The organism is Elusimicrobiota bacterium, assembly GCA_041660925.1.
Taxonomy (GTDB): domain Bacteria; phylum Elusimicrobiota; class Elusimicrobia; order UBA1565; family UBA1565; genus JBAZUV01.
Genome location: JBAZVI010000005.1, coordinates 1 through 23,866 on the forward strand (window position 1 = coordinate 1; position 23,866 = coordinate 23,866).

Sequence of the window (23,866 nt, forward strand, 5' to 3'; positions counted from 1 at the left end):
AGCGAGCATAGCCCCGCTATGTGAGCGAGGAGCAACGCGGCGCACGGCCGGGATGGGGCCTCCCGCTCTTCCTCAGAAGTCATGGGAGGAGCGGGTCGCGCGCTATCGGGCTGCGACGGCGTCGCTCCAATAGCGCGCGACCGGAGAACATGCTATTACTCGGACGGACTCCCAGAATCAACCGCACAGGAGGAGCACATGGAACACGAAGAGAAGACCCGCGACCCCTTCCTGCAGGCGGCCCTCGACGAGGCGAAGAAGGGCCTCCGCGAGGGAGGCATCCCCATCGGCTCCGTGCTCGTCCGCGACGGCAAGATCGTCGGCCGCGGGCACAACCGGCGCGTCCAGGACGGAGACCCCGTCACCCACGCCGAGATCGACTGCCTGCGCCGCGCCGGCCGCGTCGGGAGCTACGCGGGCGCGGTCCTCTACTCCACCCTCATGCCCTGCTACCTCTGCTCGGGCGCCGTCGTGCAGTTCGGGATCAAGAAGGTCGTCGCCGGCGAGAGCCGCACCTTCCCGGGAGGCCCCGAGTTCATGCGCGCGCACGGCGTCGAGGTCGTCGACGCCGACGACGCCGAGTGCGCCGCGCTCATGCGCGACTTCATCGCGAAGAACCCGAAGCTCTGGGACGAAGACATCGGCCGCTGATTCCTCGAGAGCCCCTCTCCCGCGTGGTGGGAGAGGGGAAAGGGCGCTCTGCGCCCGGGGTTGAGGGGGGACCGGCCTCAGCCGGTCCCGAAGCGGATGCGCAGCAGGTCACGCAGGTTGCGGAGGTTCCCGGCCACGAGCTCGAGCCGGCTGTCCGCGTCGTCGCGCCAGCGCACCGGCACCTGCGCGATCTTCAGCCCGAGGAGCTGGGCGATGCGCAGGATCTCCACGTCGAACATGTAGCCGTCGACGCGCTGGCGCTCGAAGACGGCGCGCGCGGCCTCCCGCCGGAAGAACTTGAAGCCGCACTGCGTGTCCGAGATCTCGTGCAGGCCGATGAGGGCGCGCAGGACGACGCGGAAGCCGTGCGAGCCGACCCGGCGGTAGAACGGCTGCGGCCGCTCGATGAGCCCGCGCTGGAGCGTGCGCGAGCCGATGACGAGGTCGTGCCCCCCCGCGAGGAGCGGCAGGAACTTGTCGAGCTCGGTGACGGGGGTCTTGTTGTCGGCGTCCATGAAGCCGACGACCTCGCCGCGCGCGAGCCCCACGCCGAGGCGGACCCCGCGCCCCTTCCCGAGACGCTCGACGCCCCCCAGCACGAAGACGTTCGGGTCGGCCTTCGCGGCCTCGTGCGCCTTCTCGCGCGTCCCGTCGTTCCCGTCGGCGGCGACGATGATCTCGTAGGTCCGGCCGGCGGCGCGGAAATAGTCCTGGATCTCGCGCAGGGTCCCGAGGATGCGCGCGGCCTCGTTGTAGGCCGGGAGGATGACGCTGACCGACGGGGAAGGGCTCATCGCGGAGATTCTACTTCTTCCGGCCCACGGGCATGTCCTGGAACCGATAGACCCTGTCCACCAGGCGGGTCAGCGGGCCCCAGGGCAGCAGGCGCTCGAACCCGCCCGCCTCGGCGACGCGCAGGTTCTTGAGGATCTTGAATCGAAGGACGTCCTCGAGGCCGTCGAGCCGGCCGGGACGCTCGGCGCGCAGGCCCGCCTTCTCGAAGGCGAGGGCCAGCGTGTCCGGCTCGAAGAAGGAGACGTGCACTTCGGGGACGAGATAGGACCACGAGAGCAGGTCGGCGCGGCGCGGCCGCGCGTTCTGGGTCGTGCAGAAGAGGGTCCCGCCGGGCTTGAGGAGGGCCGCCATCCGCGCGAGCTCGGCCGCGGGGTCGGGGAGGTGTTCGACGACCTCGACCGCGGTCACGAGGTCGAAACTCCCCCGCGCGGCCTCGAGCCCCGCCTCATCGAGCATGGGGACGCCCTTCTCCGCCGCGCGCGCGCGGATCCAGCCCGTCTCCCAGCCGAGCGCGTCGTGCTCCGCCGCGCGCGCCGCGCGCACGAGTCCGCCCGCGCCGCAGCCGTAGTCGAGCCAGCGCAGGCCGCTCGCGCGGCCGGTCAGCGCCCGCGCGATGCGCAGAAGTCCCGCCCACTCATAGCGGCGCACGGTCGTCTCGGGCCGCTCGAGCTCGTCGAGGTAGCGCACCAGGGGGTCGGCGCCCTGCCCGCGATAATAGGCCTCGTCGTAGAGCGCGCCGAGGTCGGGCTCCGGGTCGCCCACGAAGGTGAAGCGGCAGGACGGGCAGTGATAGACGCGGAAGGGACGCGGACGGAAGCGTCCCGTCTTCTCGCCCACGAGGAAGGCCTTCTTCCCGCAGACGCGGCAGTCGTCGATGCCCTTCATCGGACAAAGTGTAGATGTTCTGCCGGGGGTTTTCAAAGCCGGACGCTCTTATGTAGTATGTTCGGATGGTACGCGCGCGCGTCTGCGCGCGTTCCGGCATGTCCATACCGACGACCTCTCGGATCGAACGCTGGGCCCTGCCCGTCCTGCTGCTGTGCACGGTGCTGGCCGCCTATGTCCTGCCGGCGACGGCGCTCGCCCTGCGCGCGCGCCTCGCACGCGAGCTCCCGCAGGAGTGGGCGAAGGTCGGCAACGACGGCTCCTGGCAGGCGGCCTCCCCCTTCATGACCGGCGGGGTCTACAACGACGAGGGCTTCTACGCGCTCAAGCCGCGCCAGATCCTCCTGCGCGGCGTGCCCGCCGACCCCTACACCGGGGACGCGCGCCCCGCGGCCTGGCTCCTGGGCGCCGCGATGTACTACCCGATGGCGCTCTTCTTCCTCCTCGCCGGCGGCTCCCTGCAGTGGGGCCTCGTGCTCGCCAAAGGCGCGACCATGGCCCTCAAGCTCGGGGTCGTCTACGCGGTGCTCCGCCGCCGCACCGGCGACGGCCGCGCCGCGCTCGTCGGCGCCGCGGCCCTCACCTTCCTCGCCGACCTCGCCATCACGGCGGCCGTCGGCCCCCGCGCCGTCCTGAGCGCCCTGGCCGCCCTCGACGCCGGCGGCCTGCGCGCCTGGCTCGCGCGCCTGCCCACCGTGCTCTTCAATCCCGCCCAGGTCCAGGAATGGGCGTTCCTGCCCAACCACACGGTCGCGGTGCTCCTGCTCTACGCCGCGGTCGTCTCCGCCTGGACGCTGGCCGTCGACGAGCGTCCCCGCAGAGGCGCCGCCGCGCTCGCCGGCCTGCTCTTCGGCCTCGTCTGCTTCTCGCACTTCTTCGAGTGGACGCTCGCAGCGGCCTGGCTCGGGGGTTTCGCCCTCCTCGTCCCCCTGGCCGGCCTGAGCGCGCAGGGACGCCGCAACCTCTGGACGACGACGGGCGTCGCCGCGGCCTGCTGCCTCGCCTTCGTCCTCCTCACCCGAGCCCTCATCGGCCCGGCCGGGGCGGACCTCCTGCGCCATCTCGGCAACGCGCCGGTCGCGCACTGGGGCGCCTTCGTCTACCTCGCCTACGGCCTGCTCTTCCTGCGCCTCGCGCGCACGGAGCCGGAGTACCGCCCCTACTGGATCGGCTTCGCCGCCTTCCAGCTCGTCGTCTTCGCGCTCTCCCTCTCGCCGATCCTCCTGCGCGTCGACCTCCAGTTCTTCCGCCACTATTCGACGCAGGCGGAGTTCGCCGCCGCGGTCGGCTTCGCGGCCTGGGCGCTCTCGCGGCCCGGCTTCGGCGGCTGGGCCCGCCGCCACGCGCACGTGCTCGCCGCGGCGCTCCTGCTCTGGAACGCCGCGGCCTCCAAGTCCTGGGCCGACCGGTACTTCAAGCTCTGCGGCGCGCCCTCACGGGTGGAGTCCTCCCTGCGCCGTCTCGACGCGCACGTTCCCCCCGGAGGGAAGGTCGTGACGATGTCGCCCTACGGCGTCTGGGGCCTGCCGCTCTGGACGCGCGCCTATTCGCTGACCGCCTGCACCTCTCCGAGCGCGGGCAATCCCTCGCGCACCGCGGCCGACAACCTCCGCGGCCTCGGCCGCATGCTCGCCGCCGGCGGCTTCGACCTCGAGAAGGTCCTCGCCGAGCGCTGGTTCCCCTGGCGCGCGGAGATGTTCCAGGACGACCTCCTCACGCGCCTGCGCCGCGACCACGCCGTCGACCAGCACGAGCGCACGGCCTGGCCCTTCTTCCTCCTCGTCGAGGAGGCCCATGCCCCCGGCGGGCTCGAGCGCGGCGCCGAGGAGATCCGCCGCGGCTTCCGCGAAGGCCCCCCGCTCGAGGCCCCCTACTGGCTCTGGCTGCAGAAGAGCGAGCTCCCCTTCCTGGCCCGCGCGCCGAAGAGCCGCGGAGCCCGCCTCGTCTACGAGGACGCCTCGGCGCTGCTCTACGAGTTCCCGTCGGAGGCGAAGAGATGAAGAAGACGCTCGTGACCGGAGGGGCGGGCTTCATCGGCAGCCACGTCGTCGAGCGCCTGCTGGAGGAAGGCGACCGCGTCGTCGCCTACGACGACCTCTCGACCGGCTTCCTGCGCCATCTCGACGCCGCGCGCCGCAGCCCGCGCTTCCGCTTCGTGAAGGGGAACCTCCGCGACGAACGCCGTCTGCGCGCCGCGATGAAGGGCTGCGGGAGCGTCGTCCACCTCGCCGCCAACGCCGACGTGCGCTTCGGTCTCCGGCACCCCGAGCGCGACCTCGAGGAGAACACCCGCGGGACCTTCCGGGTCCTCGAGGCCATGCGCGCCTGCGGGGCGAAGGAGATCCTCTTCAGCTCCACCGGCTCCGTCTACGGCGAGCCCGCGGTCTTTCCGACGCCCGAAGACGCCCCCTTCCCGCGCCAGACTTCGCTCTACGGGGCCTCCAAGCTCGCCGGCGAGGCGCTGATCTCGGCCTACTGCGAGGGCTTCGGCTTGCGCGGCCGCGTCTTCCGCTTCGTGAGCATCCTCGGAGAGCGCTACTCGCACGGCCACGTCTTCGACTTCTGCCGCAAGCTGCTCGCCGACCCCCGCCGCCTCGAGCTCCTCGGCGACGGCCGCCAGCGCAAGAGCTACCTCCACGTGGGCGACTGCGTGTCGGCTCTGCTGCTGGCCCGGCGCCGGGCGAAGGCCCCCTTCGAGGTCTTCAACCTCGGCGTCGACGACTGGTGCACGGCCGAGCAGTCCGCGCGCTGGATCGCCGCGCGCATGGGCCTGAAGCCCCGCATCACGCGCACCGGCGGACGGCGCGGGTGGGTCGGCGACAGCCCCTTCATCTTCCTCGACGCGCGCAGGATCCGGCGCCTGGGCTGGAAGCCCCGGCTCGGCATCCGCGAGAGCGTCCACCGCACGCTCGACTGGCTCCTGGAGAACCGATGGATCCTCGACCGCCGCTGAGATTGGAGGGACGGGCCGCCCTCGTCACCGGCGCGAGCCAGGGACTCGGACGCGCGATCGCCGCGCGCTTCGCCGCCGAAGGCGCCGACCTCGTGCTCTGCGCCCGGACGGCGCGGGCGCTCGAGGAGGCCCGCGAGGAGCTCGCCGGCGCGCTCGCCCCGGGCCGCCGCCTCGTCACCGTGGCCGCCGACGTCTCGAAGGGCGAGGACGTCGAGCGGCTCGCGAAGACGGCCCTCGAGGAGTTCCCCGACCTCGGCGTCATCGTCAACAACGCGGGCGTCTACGGCACCTTCGGGCCCCTCGAGGAGGTCGACTGGTCCGACTGGGTGCGCACCATCGAGGTCAACCTCCTCGGCCCCGCCCTCGTCTGCCGGGCCTTCCTCCCCCATCTCAAGCGCCGGCGCGGCGGGAAGATCATCAACCTCTCCGGCGGCGGGGCCACCGCCCCGATGCCGCGCATCTCGGCCTATGCGGCGTCCAAGGCCGCCCTCGTGCGCATGACCGAGACCCTCGCCGAGGAGACGCGCGGGCTCGGCATCGACGTCAACGCCGTGGCTCCGGGCGCCATGAACACGCGCATGCTCGAGCAGGCGCTGGCCGCCGGTCCCGAGCTGCTCGGCGCCAAGGTCCACGAACGGCTGCTGAAGCAGAAGAAGGAAGGCGGCGTGCCGCCGGCCAAGGCGGCCGCTCTCTGCGCCTTCCTCGCGAGCGCCGAGAGCGACGGCATCACCGGCAAGCTGCTCAGCGCGGTCTGGGACCCCTGGGCCGAGCTGCCGGGCCGCCGCAAAGAGCTCGAGACGGACATCTACACGCTGCGCCGCATCGTCCCCAAGGACCGCGGCATGAACTGGGGAGGTTAGCAACCCTATGAACTTCGCGATCATCGGCTGCGGGCGCATGGGCGAGAAGCGCGCCGCGGCGCTCGGGAAGCACCGCCTCGTCGCCTGCTGCGACATCCAGCCCGCGCGCGCCCACGCGCTCGCCTCCAAGCACCCCGGCTGCGAGGTCGGCGACTGCTGCCACTCCCTCATCGGCCGCGACGACGTCGACGCCGCCATCGTCTGCACGACCCACGACCTGCTCGCGCGCGTGACGCTCGCCTGCATCAAGGCGGGCAAGCACGTGCTCGTCGAGAAGCCCGGCGCGCGGAGCGCGGGGGAACTGGAGCCCGTGCTCGCCGCGGCCCGCCGCGCCGGGGTCGTCGTGAAGGTCGGCTTCAACCACCGCTTCCACCCCGCGCTCTGGAAGGCCAAGAAGCTCGTGGACGCCGGCGCGCTCGGAGAGCTCATGTTCGTGCGCGGCCGCTACGGGCACGGCGGCCGGCTCGGCTACGAGAAGGAATGGCGCGCCGACCCGACGATCGGCGGCGGCGGCGAGCTGCTCGATCAGGGCATGCACCTCATCGACCTCTCGCGCTGGTTCCTCGGCGACCTGCGCAAGGTCGAGGGCTTCACGCCCACCTACTTCTGGAACATGCCCGTCGAGGACAACGCCTTCCTCCTGCTGCGCACGAAGAAGGAGCAGGCGGCCTGGCTGCACGTCAGCTGGACCGAGTGGAAGAACACCTTCTCCTACGAGGTCTACGGCCGCAAGGGGAAGCTCGTCGTCGACGGCATCGGCGGCTCCTACGGCCCCGAGCGGCTCACCCACTACCGCATGGGCCCGGACATGAAGCCCCCCAAGACGAAGGTCTGGGAGTTCCCCGGGCCCGACGCCTCCTGGGCGGCGGAGTTCCAGGACTTCCTGCGCGCCATCCGCACCGGCCGGCGCCCCTGCGGCGACCTTCAGGACGCCTACGCGGCCCTGCAGGTCGTCGCCGCCGTCTACAAGGAGCACGACCGCGGGACGCGGCGCCCCGTCGGAGCGTCCCGATGATCATCTGCCGCAGCCCCCTGCGCATCTCGCTCGGCGGAGGTGGGACCGACCTGCCCTCCTACTACGAGCGGCGCGGCGGCTTCGTCCTCTCCGCCGCCATCGACAAGTACGTCTACATCACGCTCCACGACACCTTCGACGAGAACCTCATCATCAAGTACTCGAAGCTCGAGAAAGTCTCCCGCCGCGAGGAGATCCGCCACGACATCATCCGCGAGGCCTTCCTCCTCCTCGACGTGCAGCAGCGCAACCTCGAGCTCGCGAGCATGGCGGACATCCCCGCGGGCACCGGGCTGGGCTCCTCGGGCAGCTTCACGACCGCGCTGCTCAAGGCCCTGCACGCCCACCGCAAGGACGTCATCAGCCCGCGCCAGCTCGCCGACGAGGCCGTCGAGATCGAGCTCGGGCGCCTGAAGGAGCCCATCGGCAAGCAGGACCAGTACATCGCCTCCTTCGGCGGGGTGACCTGCTTCGAGTTCCGCAAGGACGCGCGCGTCGACGTCGCCCCCCTGCGCGCCACCCAGGAGACCCTCTTCAACCTCGAGGACGACCTCCTGCTCTTCTTCACCGGCTACTCCCGCTCCGCCTCCGACATCCTGCGCGAGCAGGACGACAAGACGAAGGTCGACGAGGCCGCGATGCTCGAGAACCTCGACTTCGTCAAGGAGCTCGGCCTGCGCACGAAGGCGGCGCTCGAGGGCGGGCGCGTCCGGGAGCTCGGCGAGATCATGGACGTCCACTGGAAGCGCAAGAAGCAGCGCTCCGGCGGGATGACCAACCCCCGCATCGACGAGTGGTACGAGATCGCGCGCCGCAACGGCGCCCTCGGCGGAAAGCTCGTCGGGGCGGGCGGCGGCGGCTTCCTCCTCTTCCTCGCGGAGGACAAGGCCCGCCTGCGCGACGCCATGCACAAGGGCGGCCTCAAGGAAGTCCGCTTCCGCTTCGACTACGAAGGGAGCAAGGTCGTGGTGCAGGCGTGATCGACACCGCGGTCCTCATCGCCGGCGGCATGGCCACGCGTCTGGGCGCGCTCGTGCGCGACCTCCCCAAGTCCCTCGTCGAGGTCGCCGGGACGCCCTTCATCGCCCACCAGCTGCGCCTCCTCCAGCGAAACGGGATCGGCTCGGTCCTCCTCTGCGTCGGGCACCAGGGGGAGAAGATCGAGCGCTTCGTCGGAGACGGCGCCGCCTTCGGCCTGCGCGTCGAGTACGCCTACGACGGCCCGCGCCTCCTCGGCACCGGCGGCGCCCTGCTCCAGGCCCTGCCGAAGCTGCCCGACGCCTTCCTGGCCCTCTACGGCGACTCCTATCTCGACGCCGACTACCGCCCGGCCCTGCGCGCCTTCGAGGCGGGGAACGCCCCCGCCCTCATGACCGTCATCCGCAACGAGGGACGCTGGGGCGAGAGCAACGCCCAGTACGACGAAGGCCGGGTCCTGCGCTACGACAAGCGCCGCCGGACCGCCGGCATGGACCACTTCGACTACGGCCTGCTCCTCTTCCGCCGCAAGGCCTTCGACGGCGCCTCGACCCGGCGACCCCTCGACCTCGCCGACGTCCTGGGGCCGCTGGCCGACGAGGGGCTGCTGCTCGGCCACGAGATGACGGACCCCCTCTTCGAGATCGGATCACCCGACGGGCTCGACGCCCTGCGCCGGCATCTCTCTCCCGCGAGGCAGCCATGAACCACATCGACCGCTATCTGGACGAGGCCCGACAGGTCCTCGAGAAGCTCGACCGCAAGGCGCTCGCGCGGCTCGTCGAGGCCCTCGCGGCCCTGCGCGCGGGAGGCGGCCGACTCTTCGTCCTCGGCGTCGGCGGCGGCGCCGGGAACGCGGCCCACGCGGTCAACGACTTCCGAAAGATCTGCGGCCTCGAGGCCTACGCCCCCACCGACAACGTCGCCGAGCTCACCGCCCGCGTCAACGACGACGGCTGGGAAGGCGTCTTCTCCGAGTGGCTGAAGGTCAGCCGCCTCGGCCCGAAGGACGCGGTGTTCGTCTTCTCGGTCGGCGGCGGCAGCCGCGAGAAGAACGTGAGCCTGAACATCGTGAAGGCGCTCGAGCTCGCGAAGACCGTCGGAGCGAAGATCCTCGGCGTCGTCGGCCGCGACGGCGGGTGCACGGCGAAGCTCGCCGACGCCTGCGTCGTCGTGCCGGTCGTCTCCCCCGAGTCCGTCACCGCGCACACCGAGGCCTTCCAGGCCGTGGTCTGGCACCTGCTCGTCTCGCACCCCGACCTCCAGAAGAACCCCATGAAGTGGGAGAGCGTGAAGGGGACCCGATGAGCGAGAAAGCCGTCTTCCTCGACCGCGACGGCATCCTCAACGAGCTCGTGGAGTACGCCGACACCGGCGAGCACGAGTCCCCGCGGACGGTCGCGGACCTCCGGATGATCGACGCCGCCGTCGAGCCGCTCAAGCTCCTGCAGAGCCGCGGCTATGCCCTCTTCATCATCTCCAACCAGCCCAGCCACGCCAAGGGCAAGACGACGCTCGAGGACCTCAAGGCCGTCGGCCTCGAGGTCGAGAAGCGCCTCCTCGCGGCGGGCGTGAAGCTGACGGAGAGCTTCTACTGCTATCACCACCCCCAGGGCGTCGTCCCCGCCCTTTCGGGACCCTGCGAGTGCCGCAAGCCCCTGCCCCACTTCATCCTCAAGGCCTGCGAGGAGCGCTTCCTCGTCGCGCGCAAGTCCTGGATGCTCGGCGACCAGGACATGGACGTCGACTGCGGACGGCGCGCCGGCTGCCGCACCGCGCTGGTGCGCTACGCGCCCTCCGAGGCCAAGCGCGGGAACGTGAAGGCGGAAGTCGAGACCGATTCGGTCGCCCAGGCGGTGGAGGGCATCCTGAAGTACGACGCGATGGAGCGATGACCATGCGCAAGTTCCGAGTCGAGATCTGGGGCGACGGCGCCGACGCGGAGAGCATGATCCGCGCGCACGCGGAACGCTCGGTGCAGGGTTTCACGACCAATCCCACCCTCATGCGCAAGGCCGGCGTCGAGGACTACGAGGCCTTCGCGCGCAAGGTCCTGGCGAAGGTCACGGAGCTCCCCGTCTGCTTCGAGGTCTTCTCCGACGACATCCCCGACATGGAGCGCCAGGCGCGGAAGATCGCCGCCTGGGGCCCCAACGTGTTCGTGAAGATCCCGATCACCAACACCCGCGGCGAGTCCTGCGCCCCCCTCGTCGGCCGCCTCTCCAAAGACGGGGTGAAGATCAACGTCACGGCGATGCTGAGCCTCGAGCAGCTCCGCGAGATCGCGAAGGCGCTGAGCCCCGCCGTCCCGTCCATCGCCTCGCTCTTCGCCGGCCGCGTCGCCGACACCGGCCTCGACCCCGTCCCCATGATGCGGGAGGCCCTGAAGATCCTCTCCGGCCTGCCCAGGTGCAAGCTGCTCTGGGCCAGCCCGCGCGAGCTCCTCAACCTCGTCCAGGCCGACGAATGCGGCTGCCACATCATCACGCTCACCGACGACCTGCGCAGGAAGATGCCCCTGCTGGGCAAGGACCTCGCCGAGCTCTCGCTCGACACCGTGAAGATGTTTTACGGAGACGCTACGAAGGCAGGCTACCGTCTGTAGTCAGGACCCTCCCCTTCCTCAACTCCCCTTCCCGCGGGAAGGGGCAGGGGAAGGGGGAACCAGCACACGACGCCAGACCGAAATAAAAGGCCTCCGCAGAGATGCGGAGGCCTTTCAATCCCCCCCCACCCATCCCCTCCCCCGCAGGGGAGGAAGTTAGGGAAGGTACTCTGGACGTTACTTTTTTTCGGGCGCGGGAGCCGGCGCGGCCGCGGGCTGCTCGGCCTTCTTCTCCGCCAGCTTCGCCTTGCGCTCCTCGCGCTTCTTCTCCATCTCGGCCTTCTTCGCCTCGTGCTTGGCCTTCATCTCGGCCTTGTGCTGCTCGCGCTTCTTCTGCATCTCGGCCTTGTGCTCCTCGTGCTTCTTCTGCATCTCGGCCTTATGCTCCTCGCGCTTCTGCCCCATCTCGGCCTTGTGCTTCTCGTGGAGCTCCTTCATCTCGGCCTTGTGGGCCTCGCGCTTCTGCCCCATCTCGGCCTTCTGCGGATCCTGCACCTGGCCCTTCTGCTCCTCGGCGAACGACCGGGCAGCGAGCGTGCCGGCGAGCGCCAGCGCCGCGACGACGAACATGGACTTCTGCATGATTCATTCCTCCGTGGGGTCCGCTCGCTCCCCTTCCGTCCGGGGCGGCGGCCTCTCCTATATTACGTCCGAGGGCGCGATAAGTTCCAGTCCGGGGCTCCCCCCGGGTCCCGCCGAAGACGGAGGGCGGAATTGACAAAGAATCCGCTCAAAGTCATACTACTCTTCACATGAAGCACCCGTGGCTCAAAGGACCGCCTCTCTTCGGCGCCGGCTTCATCGCGCTCGTGGCCCTGCTCGTCGGACTCCTCTGGGGCCGCCACGTCTGGAAGATCACCCATCCCGTCTTCAAGACGCACCTCGTCGAGACGAGCGGCTACCGCGCGTCCTATCCCATCGACTGGGCCCCCATCGACCCGAAGGACCCCCGCCTGGGCGAGAAGGAACTGACCTTCCTCAACCACCTCGGCCCCGCGCCGGAGGCGGAGCCCTGGGACCGCGCCCGCATGGCGATGGCCCTGCGCGACGAAGGCCCGTGCGCCTCGCTCGACGAGTTCGCCGCCGCGCTGCGCAAGGGAGAGGACGCCGGCCCCGCCGCGACCTGGACGCTGGCCAACGGGCTCCTCGCCCGCAGCTGGAGCGAGGCGGGCCCCACCGTGGACATCCCCAGCACGATGCGCTGGACCGCGCTGCGCGCGAGCAACGGCCGCTGCTACTCGGCCGGCTGGATGGAGAGCGCGGACTGGAAGACGCGCCTGCGCTACCAGAACATCTTCCGGGACATCCTCGGCTCCCTCGAATTCAAATAAGCAGACATCAGAAAAGACGAGGGCCGCGCAGAAATGCGCGGCCCTCGTCTTTTCTGCCTGCGCCTAGACCTGCTCGGTCGGGGAGTCCTCGGGGAGGTACTTCGCGTCGAGGCGCTTGCTCGTCTTGGCGCCGAGCTGGCGCAGCTTCTCGGTCCAGCCGATGAGGTTGCCGCGCCCGTCCTTGAGCTTGCCGAAGGCCTCGTCGTAGGCCTTCTGCGCGGCGCCGAGCGCCCGGCCCAGGTCCTCGAGGTCTCCGAGGAAGGCGACGAACTTGTCGTAGAGGGCTCCGCCCTGGCGCGCGATCTCGAGCGCGTTGCGGTTCTGGCGCTCGCTGCGCCAGAGCGCCGCGACGGTGCGCAGCGTGGCGAAGAGGGTCGCCGGGCTCACGACGACGACGCGGCGGTCCCAGGCGTAGGGGAAGAGCTCGGGGTCGGTCCCCATCGCGGCGGCGAACGCGGCCTCGATGGGCACGAACATGAGCACGAAGTCGGGCGCGTCGATCTTCTCGAGCCCCTGGTAGTGCTTCCCGCTGAGCTCGTCGACGTGCTTGTAGAAGGAGACGTGGAAATCCTTAAGGTGCTTCGCCTTCTCGGCCTCGTCTTTGGCGCTCGCCCAGCGCTCGTAGGCGGTGAGCGTCACCTTCGAATCGACGACGATGTGCTTCTCCTCGGGCAGGTGCACGAGGACGTCGGGCTTCATGCGCCGTCCCTCGGCGTCCACGAGGCCGAGCTCCTTGCCCTGCACCACGTACTCCTCTCCGGGGCGCAGGCCGGAGGCCTCGAGGATGCGCTCGAGGACGATCTCGCCCCAGTCTCCCTGCGCCTTCGCGTCGCCCTTGAGCGCCCGCGTGAGGTTGTTGGCCTCCTCGCTGATGCGCTGGTTGGCCTTCACGATGTTCTCGAGCTCGTTCTTGAGCTCGGCGCGCAGGGCCGAGCGCTCCTTGGCCTCGGTGCCGTAGGCCTCCTCGACCTTGCCCTTGAACTCGACGAGTCGGTCCTTGAGCGGGTCGAGCAGGGCCTTGAGCCCCGTCTCGCTGGTCTTGCGCAGGCTCTCGGCGCTGCGCTCGAGCAGCTGGGAGGCGAGGTTCTCGAAGCGCTCCTCGAGTCCCTTGCGGGTGCGCTCGATCTCCTCGGCGTGCGTGCGCAGGCGCTCCTCGAGGGCCTTGCGTTCGGCCCCCTCGGCGCTCAGGCGCTTCTCGAGCTCGAGCGTCCGCTCCGCCACGGCCTTCTCGCGGAGAGCCTCCTCCAGGCCGGCCGAGGCCGCCGGGAAGAGTTTGCGGGCGGCGAAGAAGCCGGCGGCCGCGCCGGCGACGAAGAGGAGGACTCCGAGGATGGGTTCCATGGGCTTCTCAGGACGACCCCTTCATTGTATCAAACGCCCCGCAGGATGGTGCCTGCTACCACACTTTTACACTTTTAGCTTACATGGCGGCAGAGGGCGGGCAATCGATTCACATCAAAAGTGTAAAAGTGTGGTAGCAGGCACCACTAAAGCGGATTGCCCCCCGGCGCCGAAGGCGGCGAGAGGAGGTCGGAGGAGGGGATCGCACGCAGTGAGGAAGCTGATAGTGCGAACTCGCTGGAAGGGGAGTTAAGGAAAAACCACATAGCGAAAGCCCTCCCCGGCCAGAGGCCGGCGAGGGCAATCGCTAACCGCTCAGGTACTGGACGAACGTACCGTACGCGTCGGACCGGAACGGCGACGAACGAGCGAACGGACGAACGAGCGAAGGAACGGCTCGAACGAACGCGCGAACGAACGACTCCGGTCCGAGGGGGCCTGGCTCAGTCGAATCGAACTTTGGGAGTCCCGGTGCAACCGGGGCCAAGTCGAGCCGAGGTCCCGCCGACAAGCGTCACCGACATCTCAGTCTAACAGGTGGACCTGGACCTGTCAAGGCCCAGACCGCGGAATACCGATGTCGGCGCCCTTGACAAAGCAACCGTCCGGGGGCATTCTTATCACTGGAGACGACCCCCCATGCCCCGCGGCTCCGCGTTCTTCGCTGTCCTCTTCTGCGCCGGCCTCGCCGCCGCGCGGGCGGCCGACGCCCCGGTCCTGCGCGAGCGCATCGACGCCCTCTTCTGCGCCCAGCTCGACGACGGCGCGCGCGCGTCCCTGCCCGCGGGGTCTTCCTACGTCGATGCCGCCCGCTTCCTCGACCCCGCCGGCCGGCAGACCGTGCGCGCCGGCCTCCTTCCCCTCGAGAAGGGCGAAGACGAAACCGGCCTCATCGAGCTCGCCAGCGCCTATCTCGCCGCGGGCTGGAACGCCGACGCCGAGCGGCTCTTGCTGGCCCTCGGGAAGGGTCCCGCGACGTCTCCCGGGATCCTCGCGCTGAAGGCCTCGCTCCTGCTCCAAGCCGGCCGCTACCCCGAAGCCGCCGAGGCGGCACGGGAGACGCTGAAGCTCTCCCCCGGCTATCCGCCCGCCGTCACGACGCTCAAGCTCTCCGAGCGGCATCTCGCCGGGAAGACGCTGCGCCTGCCCTCCTCCGCCAAGAAGGAGGATCCGGCCGTCGCCATCGGGGCCTCCCGCCGCGGCGCCGCCGCGCTGGCCTCCACGACCGCCGCCCGGCGCTCGGTCTTCGAGCCGCCCTCCGCCTACCACATGCCGGACACGAAGAAGCCCGGCTTCTTCGGGAACCTCTACTCGGGGATCAAGTCCCTCTGGGACGCTTACGCCTACGAGCCCAGTCCCAAGGAGACGGCCGCCTTCGCGAAGATGCGCGCCTCGCTCCAGAGCACCGGGGCCGGCGCGGACCTCATCGAACGCATGGGCGGCTGGGAAGGCGTCGACAAGAACATCCTCTTCATCTACACCGACCTGGGCAAGGACGGGACGCTCGCCTACGTGCGCCCGCTCACGCCGGGAGAGCAGAAGAAGAGCGGCAAGAAGTTCATGCTGGCGATGCACGCCCGGCACCTCGACAGCCCGCCCGAGGTCGTCGTCCCCGTCTTCGCCCACGAGCTCACGCACGTCTACGACCACCTCGTCGAGTTCAACGACCACCGGCTCGCGCTGGCCAGCGAGCACGGCGCCCATCTGCGCCAGATGTACGTCTTCCAGGAGCTCACCTCGCCGCTCACCCCCGCTCGCCGCGCCGAGCTGATGAAGGACAAGATCTTCCGCCATCAGGAATGGCTGCTCACGATGTGGATCGACCATCTCCTGAGCAAGTACCCGACCAAGGAGTCCTATCAGGCCTCCTTCGGAGACGACAAGAAGCTGCGCTACCTCTCGGGACTCGCCTACGAGGACATCGCGAAGAAGGCCATCGGAGACGGCACCCCGCAGCTGCTCTACCACGTCTCCGACCTCTACGCCGCCGCGACCAACGAGCAGGAGGTCACCGAGCGCGAGCTCACCGACGCGCTCGCCGGGGAGAAGGACCCCGCCCGGCGCGCGAGGATCGAAGCGCTCCTCAAGGACCTGCGCTCCATGCGCGGCCGCTTCCTCGGCATCGACCAGCGCTACCGGGAGAAGACCGGTCAGACCCTTCCCTGAAGGGATCGACTAGCCTGGAATCTTCAGTTGGCGCGTAGGACCGAGATGGAGGAGGCCGAGGACGGTCCGACGGTGGGATTTCGCGAGCATACCCATGGGGATGGTCGCGAAATCCCGGCTAGGAATGTTCCGGCATCCTCCGTCGAATCCCGCGTCCAACTGAAGATTCCAGGCTAGCGTCCGTCTTTTTCCAATCGGCCCAGCAGGCGCAGGAGCCCGTCGAGGACCGTCAGCGGGTGGGGCGGACAGCCGGGGATGAAGAGGTCGACGGGGAGGAGGCGGGTGCAGCCGTCATGGACCTCGGGGTGCCCGAGGTACGGCCCGCCCGAGATGGCGCAGGCGCCGGCGGCGATGACGAGCTTCGGGGAGGGCACCGCCTCCCAGGTCTTGAGCAGACCCAGCCGCATGTTCTCCGTGACGGGGCCGGTGACGAGGAGGCCGTCGGCGTGTCGCGGAGAAGCGACGAACTGTATCCCGAAGCGGCCCAGGTCCCAGCCCACGGTGTTCAGCACGTTCACGTCGGCCTCGCAGGCGCCGCAGCCGCCCGCGCTGACCTGTCGCAGCTTGAGACTGTGTCCGAAGAGCTTGCGGGACTTCGCGTCGAGCGCCTCGGCCAGCCGGTAGGCCGCGTCCTGGACCTCGAGCTCGCCGCGCCGCCCGACCGCCATGCGGTATTCGCGGGTGAACTCGATGACCCCGGCGGGACAGGCCGCCTCGCACGCGCCGCAGAAGAGGCACTTCCCCAGGTCGATGCGCACGCGCTCGCCGATGTCGAGGGCCCCATGCGGACACGCCCCGGCGCACGACCGGCACGAATCCGGCGTACAGCGCGACATGTCGATCTTCGGGCGGCCGAGGAAGCGGGGCGGCAGCTCGGGCGCCGGCCCCTTCGGGTAGGCGGTCGTCCGGTGCTTCTGCTGGAGGCGCGTCCAGAGGATCTTCAGCATGACGAACCCCCTCTCCCGTCCCACGGGAGAGGGGCTGGGGGCGAGGGGCAGCGGCCGCACTTCCAGCGGACGCTGCGCGTCATAGGTCGACCCCGCAATACGAGAGGTTGAAGCTCTTGTTGCAGAGCGGGAAATCCGAGATCCCCTGTCCCCGCAGGGCCAGCGCGAGGCCCGGCCAGTTGTGGAAGGAGGGATCGACGACCTTGTACGCGGCGAAGCGCCCCGCGGCGTCGGTCACGGCCGCGTGGCAGACCTCGCCGCGCCAGCCCTCGACGAGCGAGACGACGACGCTCTCCGGCGCCGGGCTCCCCGGCGCGCGCAGGACCGGGCCGGCGGGAAGGGTCTCGAAGAGCTCGCGCAGGAAGACGACCGAGCGCTGGAACTCCATCCAGCGCACGTGGGCGCGCGCGAACACGTCGCCCGTGTCCCAGGTCGAGACCGGGATCATCGCGTAGCGGTAGACCCCGAAGGGCTGGTTGCGCCGCACGTCCTGCAGCGCCCCGCACGCGCGGACGGACGGCCCGACGAGGCCGAGCGCGCGGGCGTCCCCGAGCGTCAGCGCCCCGGCCCCCTCGAAGCGCGCGGTCACCGACGGCGCGTCCCAGAGCAGGCGCAGCGCGGAGGCCGAGTCGCGCGCGAGCGCGTCGAGCCGGAGCCGCAGCTCGTCGAGCGTCCGCTCGTCGACGTCGCAGCCGGTCCCCCCCGGCTTGAGGAGGCGCCGGCCGAAGCGGTTGCCGCAGAGGAGCGCCGTCATGTTGAGCGCGTCGCCGCGCAGGCGGCCGCAGTAGGACTGGGTCGGCAGGAACCCCACGTCGCCCGCCAGGGCGCCCAGGTCGCCGAGGTGGTTGGCGAGGCGCTCGAGCTCGAGCGCGGCGGCGCGCAGGACCGCCGCGCGGGCCGGCGCCTCGACGCGCCCCAGGGCCTCCAGCGCCTGGCAGTACGCCCAGGCGTGGCCGACCGTGGTGTCGCCGGCGAGCGTCTCCATGTAGTGGCTCGTGCGGGCGTCCGGCCCGCCCGTCAGCGCCCGCTCCACGCCGCGGTGCTGGTAGCCCAGCGAGATCTCCAGGTGCTTCACCGTCTCGCCGCGGCACTGGAAGCGGAAGTGTCCCGGTTCGATGACGCCCGCGTGCACCGGGCCGACCGCCACCTCGTGGATCTCCTCCCCCCCCACGCGGTAGAAGGGCATGACCCCGCAGGGACCGGACCCCATGGGCTCGCCCCCGGGGCGCCGCGGCGGCGCGAAGCGCACGGGCTTGAGCCAGGGGTGTCCCTTGGGGCGGAGCCCCCACTGCTCGGCGAGCTCGCGCTCGAAGAGCTGGGCCTGCGGACAGTCGGGCGAGAGCGAGGGATACTCCTCGCCGGCCTCCATGCCCAGAAGCGAGAGCGTTCCCGCGTGGTCGTGCGCGAGCGCGCAGAGCACGCCGAGGCGCCCCGAGGGGAGCGGGCGGCCGAAGAAGGAGGCGATCCGCGCCCCGGAGGCGACCGCGTCGAGGACGGCGCGGCGGAACGCCTCCGGCTCGAGGACCGGCATGTGGGCGAGCGGCACCGCCTGGGCGTTGCGCACGGCGAGCATGTCGCTCATGGGCGCCCCCCCAGCACGAGCGCCGCGTCGCGCACCGCGGCGAGCAGGAACGGCGGGGTCCAGAGCCCGAGGACGAGGACCAGGAGGGCGAGCGCGAGCGGCGGCGCCAGGCGCCAGAGGTCCCGCTCGGGCGGCGCGTCCTTGAGCCGCTCGGAGGGCTCGCCGTGCGCCATGCGAAGGACGATGCCCGCCATCGCGACGAAGACGGCCGCGAGCAGGGCCAGGTAGAGCGCGGCCAGGCCGGGCCGCCCCGCGGCGAGCGCGCCCTTGAGGATCCAGAGCTCGCTGAGGAAGGGTCCGAAGGGCGGCGAGCCCGTGATGGCGAGGAAGCCCGCGAGCCAGAGCGCTCCCGAGACGGGGAGCGCGCGCAGGAGACCGCGGACCTCGAGGGTGGACTTGCTGCGCGCCGCGCTCAGGATGTTGCCCGCGGTGAGGAAGAGCATCGACTTCGTCAGCGAATGGCTGACGGCATGCAGCATCGCCGCGGGCGCCGCGACGCCGAGGCCCGCCCCGAAGGCGAGGATGCCCATGTGCTCGACGCTCGAGTACGCCAGCATGCGCTTGTAGTCCGCCTGGCCGAGGATGAAGGCCGCCGCCGTCGCCATCGAGAGGAGTCCGAAGCCGACGAGCAGCCCGCCGCTGAAGTCCGCCAGGCCGGCCGCGGCGCAGACCGCGTGCACGCGCATGAGCGCGAGGAAGGCGCAGTTGAGCAGCGCGCCCGAGAGCAGGGCCGAGACCACCGAGGGCGCCTCGCTGTGCGCGTCCGGCAGCCAGGTGTGCAGCGGCGCCAGGCCCATCTTCGTGCCGTAGCCGACGAGGAAGAGGAGGAAGGCCGCCTTCAGCCACGGGCCGTCCAGCGTGCCGGCGTGCCCGACGAGCTCGCGCGCCGTCATCAGGATGTCCTCGTGCCCGCGCGCGGCGACGGCGAGGAAGAAGTTGCCGAGCAGGGCCAGCGCGATGCCCACCGAGCAGATGAGGAGGTACTTCCAGGTCGCCTCGAGCGAGCGGTGGTGGCGGTGGAAGTGGATGAGCGGCGCGCTCGCCAGCGTCGTCGCCTCGACGGCCACCCAGAGCAGGCCGAAGTGCTGGGCCAGCGCCGCCAGGGTCATCGTGGCGAGGAAGCTCAGCAGACAGCCCGTGAAGACCGCCTCCGGCGCGTTGTCGAAGAGGAAGCCCTCCTCCTCCTCGCGCTCCTTGGAGCGGACCTCGCCGCGCAGGAAGCCCACCGCGTAGAACGCCGCGGCCAGGAAGAGCGCGCTCGTCAGTCCCAGGAAGAGCTTCCCGGCCGCGTCGAGCTCGAGGTAGCCGAAGAGGACCGGCGCCGGCGGGCGGACCCAGCAGACGGCGCTCAGCGCCGCGTGCGCGAACGCGGTCGCGACGAGCAGCGCGCGGCGCGGCCCGTCGGGCCGGATGAAGAAGGCCGCCAGGCCCGCGAGCGTCGGGACGGCCAGGAGGGCCCAGAGCATCAGTCGCGCAGCTCCGAGAGCCGGTCGGCGTCGATGTGGTCGAACTCGCGGCTGATGTGGTAGATCGTGATGCCCATCACGAAGACCGCGACGAAGACGTCGAGCAGGATGCCCAGCTCCACGAGCAGGGGCTGCTTCTCCGCGAAGGCCATGCCGAAGGTGTAGATGCCGTTCTCGAGGACGAGGTAGCCCAGCACCTGGGTCACCGCCTTGCGCCGCGCGACGATGATGAAGAGCCCGACGAGGATGGTGAAGAGCGCGACCGGCACGAGCAGGCGCAGCTCCTCGGCGCCCGCCGAGGGCAGGCGCGCGCCCAACCAGAGCGCGACGGCGAGGAAGAGGATGCCCGCGGCGAGCGAGGCCGTGTAGCTCACGAAGGGGTCGGTCTCGCGCTGGACGCCCGCCTCGCGCACCGCGCGGCCGAGCAGCCAGGGGAAGACGAGGGCCTTGATGAACGTGCTCGCCCCCGCCTGCAGGAACAGGCGGACGGTGAGCGCGTCGGAGTGGGCGAGCAGCGGCAGCAGTCCGAGCAGGACGCCCTGGAAGGCGACGGTGCGCACGCAGGCGTCGATGCGGCTGGCGCCCAGCACCCGCAGGTTCGAGAGCACGACGAGGACGATGAGCGCCTCGAGCCAGAAGCTCACGCGCCCCTCCGGACCAGCATCAGCGCGAGGACCGCCAGGGCCGTCGCCGCCGCCAGCAGGTTCGAGACCCGGGTCAGGCGCAGGCGCGCCATGCAGGACTCGAGGACGCCCACGCCGACCGCGAGGAGCACGAGTCCGCCGACCCCGGCCGCCGCGTCGATGAGCGTCCCGCCCTCGTGCAGGGGCAGGAGCAGGCCCGTGAGCAGCGAGCCGAGCGCCCACAGCTTGAGCGCGGAGGCGTACTCGAGGAAGGCCAGGTCCGGGCCGCTGTGGTCGAGGATCATGACCTCGTGCACCATCGTGAGCTCGAGGTGCGTGTTCGGGTCGTCGAAGGGGATGCGCGCGTTCTCGGCCAGGAAGACCACGAGCAGGGCCGCCGCCGCGAGCAGGAGCGCCGGGCCGCCCGGGGTGTAGAGGCTCTCGGGCGAGAGCGACGCATAGAGGTCGTTGAGCGAGAGCGCCCCGGACTGGCGCGCCATCGCCGCCAGCGCGAGCAGGAGCGCCGGCTCCGCCAGCGCCGAGTACCAGACCTCGCGGCTCGCGCCCATGCCCTCGAAGGCCGAGCCCGTGTCGAGCGCGGCGAGGACCATGAAGAAGCGGCCCAGCGCGAGCAGGTAGGCGAAGAGCAGGAGGTCGCCCGGGAAGGCCATGAGCGCCGGCAGCCCCCCCAGCGGCAGCAGGGTCAGCGCCGCGAGCGTCGAGGCCAGGACGACGACGGGGCCGGCGCGGAACACCCAGGTCGTCGTGCGGCTGTAGACCGCGCCCTTGCGCAGCAGCCGCGCGAGGTCGTAGTAGAGCTGGAAGAGGGGCACGCCGTCGCGCCCGCCGAAGAACGCCTTGACCCGGTGGATGACGCCCGGCAGCAGCGGCGCCAGCAGCAGCGCGAGCGGCAGATGGACGAGGGTCCTCATCCGAGCTTCCATACGAGCAGCGCCAGCAGCGTCAGCGCGATGTAGAGGACGTAGAGCTGGATGCGCCCGTGCTGGACCCAGCGCAGCTTCAGCGCGAGGCGCAGCCCCGCCTCGAAGAGCGGCTTGTAGACCCGCTCGCGGAAGAGCCCGGGCGTCTCGGTCTCGAAGGTCGCGGCGGCAGGGAAGAATCCCTCCGGGCCGTGCGCGCGCTCGCGCACGCGCAGGAGCGGGCCGAAGAAGGTCGTCAGCGGCTCGGCGAAGGAGGAGGCGGTGTACTGCATGCGCGCGGTCGGCGCCGCGTAGCCGCAGTCCCAGGTGAGCCCCTCGCCGACCTCGCGGCCCGAGAGCAGTCTCTCGCGCAGGAGGGCGAGGAGGAGCGCGAGGAGGACGACCAGCGAGAAGCCGGCCGAGACGTACCAGAGCGTCGAGAGCGTCCCCTGCATCGAGAGCACGAAAGAGGCCGGCCCGAGGCCGGCGAGCTGCGCGAGCGCCCCGGACGAGGCGTAGAGGACGAGCGCGCCCCAGTGCCCGCTGAGGACGCAGAAGACGGCGAGGAGCAGCAGCGGCGCGCGCATCGTCCAGCCCGCCTCCCTCGCCGCGGCCGCCCTCTCGCCGCGCGGCTCGCCCAGGAAGACGATGCCGACCGCCTTCGCGAAGGCCGCGAGCGCGAGCGCGCCCGCGAGGGCGAGCGCGGCGATGGCGAGAGGCCCCCACGCCGCCCCTTCCCGCGCCGCGGCGTGGAAGGCGGCGCTATAGAGGAGGAACTCCCCGACGAAGCCGTTGAGCGGCGGAAGGCCGCAGGCCGCGGCCGCCGCGACGAGGAAGGCCGCGCCCGTCCACGGCATGCGCTTGAGCAGGCCGCCCATATGCTCCATGTCGCGCGTGCCGACCGCCGAGAGCACCGAGCCCGCGCCCATGAAGAGGAGACCCTTGAAGAGCGCGTGGTTGAGGACATGGAGCAGCGCGCCGCCGAAGCCGAGCACGGCGACGAGCGGGTGGCCCCCCGCGCGGCCCAGGACGCCGAGACCGATGCCGAGCACGATGATGCCGACGTTCTCGACGCTCGAGTAGGCGAGCAGGCGCTTGAGGTCGCGCTGGGCCAGGGCCGAGAGGGCCCCGTAGCAGGCGGTCGCGGCGCCGACTCCCAGCAGGGTCCAGCCCCACCAGGCCGGCGGCGCGCCCAGGAGCAGCAGGGACCGCAGCAGGCCGTAGACGCCCGTCTTGATCATCACCGCCGACATCACCGAGGAGACGTGGCTCGGCGCGGCCGGGTGCGCCTCGGGCAGCCAGACGTGCAGCGGCACGAGTCCCGCCTTCGTCCCGAAGCCGACGAGCGCGAGGAGGAAGGCCGTCCCCGCGAGCGGGCCCGCGGCGCCCGGCAGCGCGTAGAAGTTCGTCGTGCCGGCTCCGCGCGCGAGGAGGAGGAAGAAGAAGAGCAGGAACGCCGTCCCCAGGTGCGTCGCGACCAGGTAGGTCCAGCCCGCGCGGCGGACGCTCTCCTTCTCGTCGTCGAAGACGACGAGGAAGTAGGAGGCCAGCGACATGAGCTCCCAGGCGACGAGGAAGAGCACCGCGTCGCGCGCGACGAGCACGAGGGTCATGCTGGCGGCGAGCGCGCCGTAGAAGAACCAGACCGGGCCCAGGCGCCGATGCGCGCCGTGGCCCGCGAGGTAGCCCGCGCCGAAGACGGCGGAGAGGGCGCAGAGCGTCAGGAGGACGACGAGGAAGAAGGCCGAGAGCGCGTCGAGCCCGACGATGAAAGAGCCGAAGGGCAGGCTCCAGTCGAGGGCGAGCGGCGCCGGCGAGCGTCCCCGCAGGGCTCCCAGCGCCGGCGGCAGGCCCAGCGCGGCGCCGGCGAGCGCGCCGAGGGCGCCGCAGAGCGAGGCGCGGCGTCCGTCCCGGAAGAAGAGCGCGAGGGTCCCGCCCAGAAGCATCGCGAGAGCGGCGAGAAGGACGAGGCTCAACGCTTCCCCCGGGTGCGCAATGCGTCCTCGACGCGGCGGGCCTCGACGACCAGGAGCTCGTGGGCGGCGCGGCGCGCGAGCATGTCGCGGAAGAGGGACTCGTGGAGCATGAAGGCCAGGCGCGAGAGCATGTGCAGGTGCGAGCGGATGGTCGGGCTCACGATGACGAAGAGGGTGTGCACCGGCTTGCCGTCCGCGGCCCCGAAGTCCATCGCCGGCTCGAGGAAGTAGAGCGAGACGAGCGGACCCTCCACGCTGAGCACGACCGGGTTGCGCGCGTGCGGCATCGCGATGCCCTCGCCGACCCCGGTCGAGGACAGCGCCTCGCGGGAGAGGATCATCTCGAGGAGGAAGTCCCGGTCCGTCCCCTCCGGCAGCGGCATGAAGGAGACCGCCAGGCGCAGGGCGTCGGCCTTATCGCGGCAGGTGCGCAGGGTCCGCGCGCCGCCCGCCGCCAGGGCGTCGGCCAGCGAGGGCAGCTCGCCGCCGCTCTCCGTGAAGATGTCCGGGGAGACCTTCACCTTCTGAGCCGTCGCCCACTCGAGGAGCTCGGCCCGGTTGAAGATGTATTGCCCGCCCACCCGGCAGGCGGGCAGGCGGCCTTCTTCGATCCAGCCGTAGACGGTCTTCTCGGGTACGGAAAGCAGACGCGCGGCGTCTTTGACACCCAGCTGCATGCCCTTCCTTCTATGTACGGTAGCGATCCGACGAGGGGTCCCGGACGAGGTCCTGCGAGGCGCCATCCCCGTCCGTATCCAACGAGGACGACCCA

23 protein-coding genes are annotated in these 23,866 nt (G+C 71.0%); 12 read left to right on the forward strand and 11 right to left on the reverse strand.

Annotation, left to right across the window (positions count from 1 at the left end; genetic code table 11):
* Positions 1 to 198: 198 nt before the first annotated feature.
* Positions 199 to 651, forward strand: coding sequence for a nucleoside deaminase (locus WC969_08060; GenBank protein ID MFA6029791.1), 453 nt, complete (start codon positions 199 to 201; stop codon positions 649 to 651).
* A 77-nt stretch (positions 652 to 728) separates the two neighbouring features.
* On the opposite strand, the gene WC969_08065 is transcribed toward WC969_08060, so the two are convergent.
* Both WC969_08065 and WC969_08070 read right to left on the reverse strand, forming a co-directional pair.
* Entirely contained in the window at positions 729 to 1,445 is a 717-nt protein-coding gene (locus tag WC969_08065) for a dolichyl-phosphate beta-glucosyltransferase (protein ID MFA6029792.1), read from the reverse strand.
* A 10-nt stretch (positions 1,446 to 1,455) separates the two neighbouring features.
* Positions 1,456 to 2,331, reverse strand: coding sequence for a class I SAM-dependent methyltransferase (locus WC969_08070; protein ID MFA6029793.1), 876 nt, complete (start codon positions 2,329 to 2,331; stop codon positions 1,456 to 1,458).
* Positions 2,332 to 2,396: 65 nt separating this feature from the next.
* Between WC969_08070 and WC969_08075 the strand changes: the two genes are divergently transcribed.
* The 9 genes from WC969_08075 to WC969_08115 are packed head-to-tail and all read left to right on the forward strand — an operon-like array spanning position 2,397 to position 10,742.
* Positions 2,397 to 4,331 (forward strand): hypothetical protein, encoded by a 1,935-nt coding sequence (locus WC969_08075; protein MFA6029794.1) that lies wholly within the window; start codon positions 2,397 to 2,399, stop codon positions 4,329 to 4,331.
* Positions 4,328 to 5,284 carry an NAD-dependent epimerase/dehydratase family protein gene (locus WC969_08080; protein MFA6029795.1) on the forward strand — a complete coding sequence of 319 codons (957 nt, stop codon included), beginning with the start codon at positions 4,328 to 4,330 and terminating at the stop codon, positions 5,282 to 5,284. Before WC969_08075 ends, WC969_08080 begins: the two co-directional genes overlap by 4 nt.
* Positions 5,263 to 6,144, forward strand: a complete 882-nt coding sequence (locus tag WC969_08085) for an SDR family oxidoreductase (protein MFA6029796.1) — start codon at positions 5,263 to 5,265, stop codon at positions 6,142 to 6,144. Before WC969_08080 ends, WC969_08085 begins: the two co-directional genes overlap by 22 nt.
* 7 nt (positions 6,145 to 6,151) lie before the next feature.
* On the forward strand, positions 6,152 to 7,159 hold the full coding sequence (locus WC969_08090) for a Gfo/Idh/MocA family oxidoreductase (GenBank protein MFA6029797.1): 1,008 nt from the start codon (positions 6,152 to 6,154) through the stop codon (positions 7,157 to 7,159).
* A complete protein-coding gene (locus tag WC969_08095; GenBank protein MFA6029798.1) occupies positions 7,156 to 8,139 on the forward strand; it encodes a galactokinase in 984 nt (327 codons plus the stop codon). The genes WC969_08090 and WC969_08095 overlap by 4 nt, the downstream gene beginning before the upstream one ends.
* Positions 8,136 to 8,843 carry a sugar phosphate nucleotidyltransferase gene (locus tag WC969_08100; GenBank protein ID MFA6029799.1) on the forward strand — a complete coding sequence of 236 codons (708 nt, stop codon included), beginning with the start codon at positions 8,136 to 8,138 and terminating at the stop codon, positions 8,841 to 8,843. The genes WC969_08095 and WC969_08100 overlap by 4 nt, the downstream gene beginning before the upstream one ends.
* Complete coding sequence (locus WC969_08105) at positions 8,840 to 9,445, forward strand: SIS domain-containing protein (protein ID MFA6029800.1); 606 nt, start codon at positions 8,840 to 8,842, stop codon at positions 9,443 to 9,445. Before WC969_08100 ends, WC969_08105 begins: the two co-directional genes overlap by 4 nt.
* Positions 9,442 to 10,032 (forward strand): HAD-IIIA family hydrolase, encoded by a 591-nt coding sequence (locus WC969_08110; protein MFA6029801.1) that lies wholly within the window; start codon positions 9,442 to 9,444, stop codon positions 10,030 to 10,032. Before WC969_08105 ends, WC969_08110 begins: the two co-directional genes overlap by 4 nt.
* A gap of 2 nt (positions 10,033 to 10,034) precedes the next feature.
* Positions 10,035 to 10,742, forward strand: a complete 708-nt coding sequence (locus WC969_08115) for a transaldolase (GenBank protein ID MFA6029802.1) — start codon at positions 10,035 to 10,037, stop codon at positions 10,740 to 10,742.
* Positions 10,743 to 10,919: 177 nt separating this feature from the next.
* On the opposite strand, the gene WC969_08120 is transcribed toward WC969_08115, so the two are convergent.
* Positions 10,920 to 11,324, reverse strand: coding sequence for a hypothetical protein (locus tag WC969_08120; protein MFA6029803.1), 405 nt, complete (start codon positions 11,322 to 11,324; stop codon positions 10,920 to 10,922).
* Positions 11,325 to 11,494: 170 nt separating this feature from the next.
* Between WC969_08120 and WC969_08125 the strand changes: the two genes are divergently transcribed.
* Positions 11,495 to 12,073 carry a hypothetical protein gene (locus tag WC969_08125; GenBank protein ID MFA6029804.1) on the forward strand — a complete coding sequence of 193 codons (579 nt, stop codon included), beginning with the start codon at positions 11,495 to 11,497 and terminating at the stop codon, positions 12,071 to 12,073.
* A gap of 63 nt (positions 12,074 to 12,136) precedes the next feature.
* On the opposite strand, the gene rmuC is transcribed toward WC969_08125, so the two are convergent.
* Positions 12,137 to 13,414 carry a DNA recombination protein RmuC gene (rmuC, locus tag WC969_08130; GenBank protein MFA6029805.1) on the reverse strand — a complete coding sequence of 426 codons (1,278 nt, stop codon included), beginning with the start codon at positions 13,412 to 13,414 and terminating at the stop codon, positions 12,137 to 12,139.
* 639 nt (positions 13,415 to 14,053) lie between these two features.
* On the opposite strand from rmuC, the gene WC969_08135 reads away from it, so the two are divergent.
* Positions 14,054 to 15,580 (forward strand): hypothetical protein, encoded by a 1,527-nt coding sequence (locus tag WC969_08135; GenBank protein ID MFA6029806.1) that lies wholly within the window; start codon positions 14,054 to 14,056, stop codon positions 15,578 to 15,580.
* Positions 15,581 to 15,753: 173 nt separating this feature from the next.
* Here the strand turns inward: WC969_08135 and WC969_08140 are convergent, their stop codons facing one another.
* From WC969_08140 to WC969_08170, 7 genes are all read right to left on the reverse strand, one after another.
* A complete protein-coding gene (locus tag WC969_08140; GenBank protein ID MFA6029807.1) occupies positions 15,754 to 16,527 on the reverse strand; it encodes a 4Fe-4S dicluster domain-containing protein in 774 nt (257 codons plus the stop codon).
* Positions 16,528 to 16,606: 79 nt separating this feature from the next.
* Positions 16,607 to 18,109 (reverse strand): hydrogenase, encoded by a 1,503-nt coding sequence (locus tag WC969_08145; GenBank protein ID MFA6029808.1) that lies wholly within the window; start codon positions 18,107 to 18,109, stop codon positions 16,607 to 16,609.
* On the reverse strand, positions 18,106 to 19,575 hold the full coding sequence (locus WC969_08150) for a proton-conducting transporter membrane subunit (GenBank protein MFA6029809.1): 1,470 nt from the start codon (positions 19,573 to 19,575) through the stop codon (positions 18,106 to 18,108). Before WC969_08150 ends, WC969_08145 begins: the two co-directional genes overlap by 4 nt.
* A complete protein-coding gene (locus WC969_08155; protein MFA6029810.1) occupies positions 19,575 to 20,219 on the reverse strand; it encodes an NADH-quinone oxidoreductase subunit K in 645 nt (214 codons plus the stop codon). The genes WC969_08150 and WC969_08155 overlap by 1 nt, the downstream gene beginning before the upstream one ends.
* Positions 20,216 to 21,130: an NADH-quinone oxidoreductase subunit H gene (locus tag WC969_08160; GenBank protein ID MFA6029811.1), complete on the reverse strand. Its 915-nt coding sequence runs from the start codon at positions 21,128 to 21,130 to the stop codon at positions 20,216 to 20,218. Before WC969_08160 ends, WC969_08155 begins: the two co-directional genes overlap by 4 nt.
* The gene (locus tag WC969_08165; GenBank protein MFA6029812.1) at positions 21,127 to 23,094 is read right to left on the reverse strand and encodes a proton-conducting transporter membrane subunit; all 1,968 of its coding nucleotides are present in this window, start codon (positions 23,092 to 23,094) and stop codon (positions 21,127 to 21,129) included. The genes WC969_08160 and WC969_08165 overlap by 4 nt, the downstream gene beginning before the upstream one ends.
* Complete coding sequence (locus tag WC969_08170) at positions 23,091 to 23,771, reverse strand: PTS sugar transporter subunit IIA (GenBank protein ID MFA6029813.1); 681 nt, start codon at positions 23,769 to 23,771, stop codon at positions 23,091 to 23,093. The genes WC969_08165 and WC969_08170 overlap by 4 nt, the downstream gene beginning before the upstream one ends.
* Positions 23,772 to 23,866 lie beyond the last annotated feature (95 nt).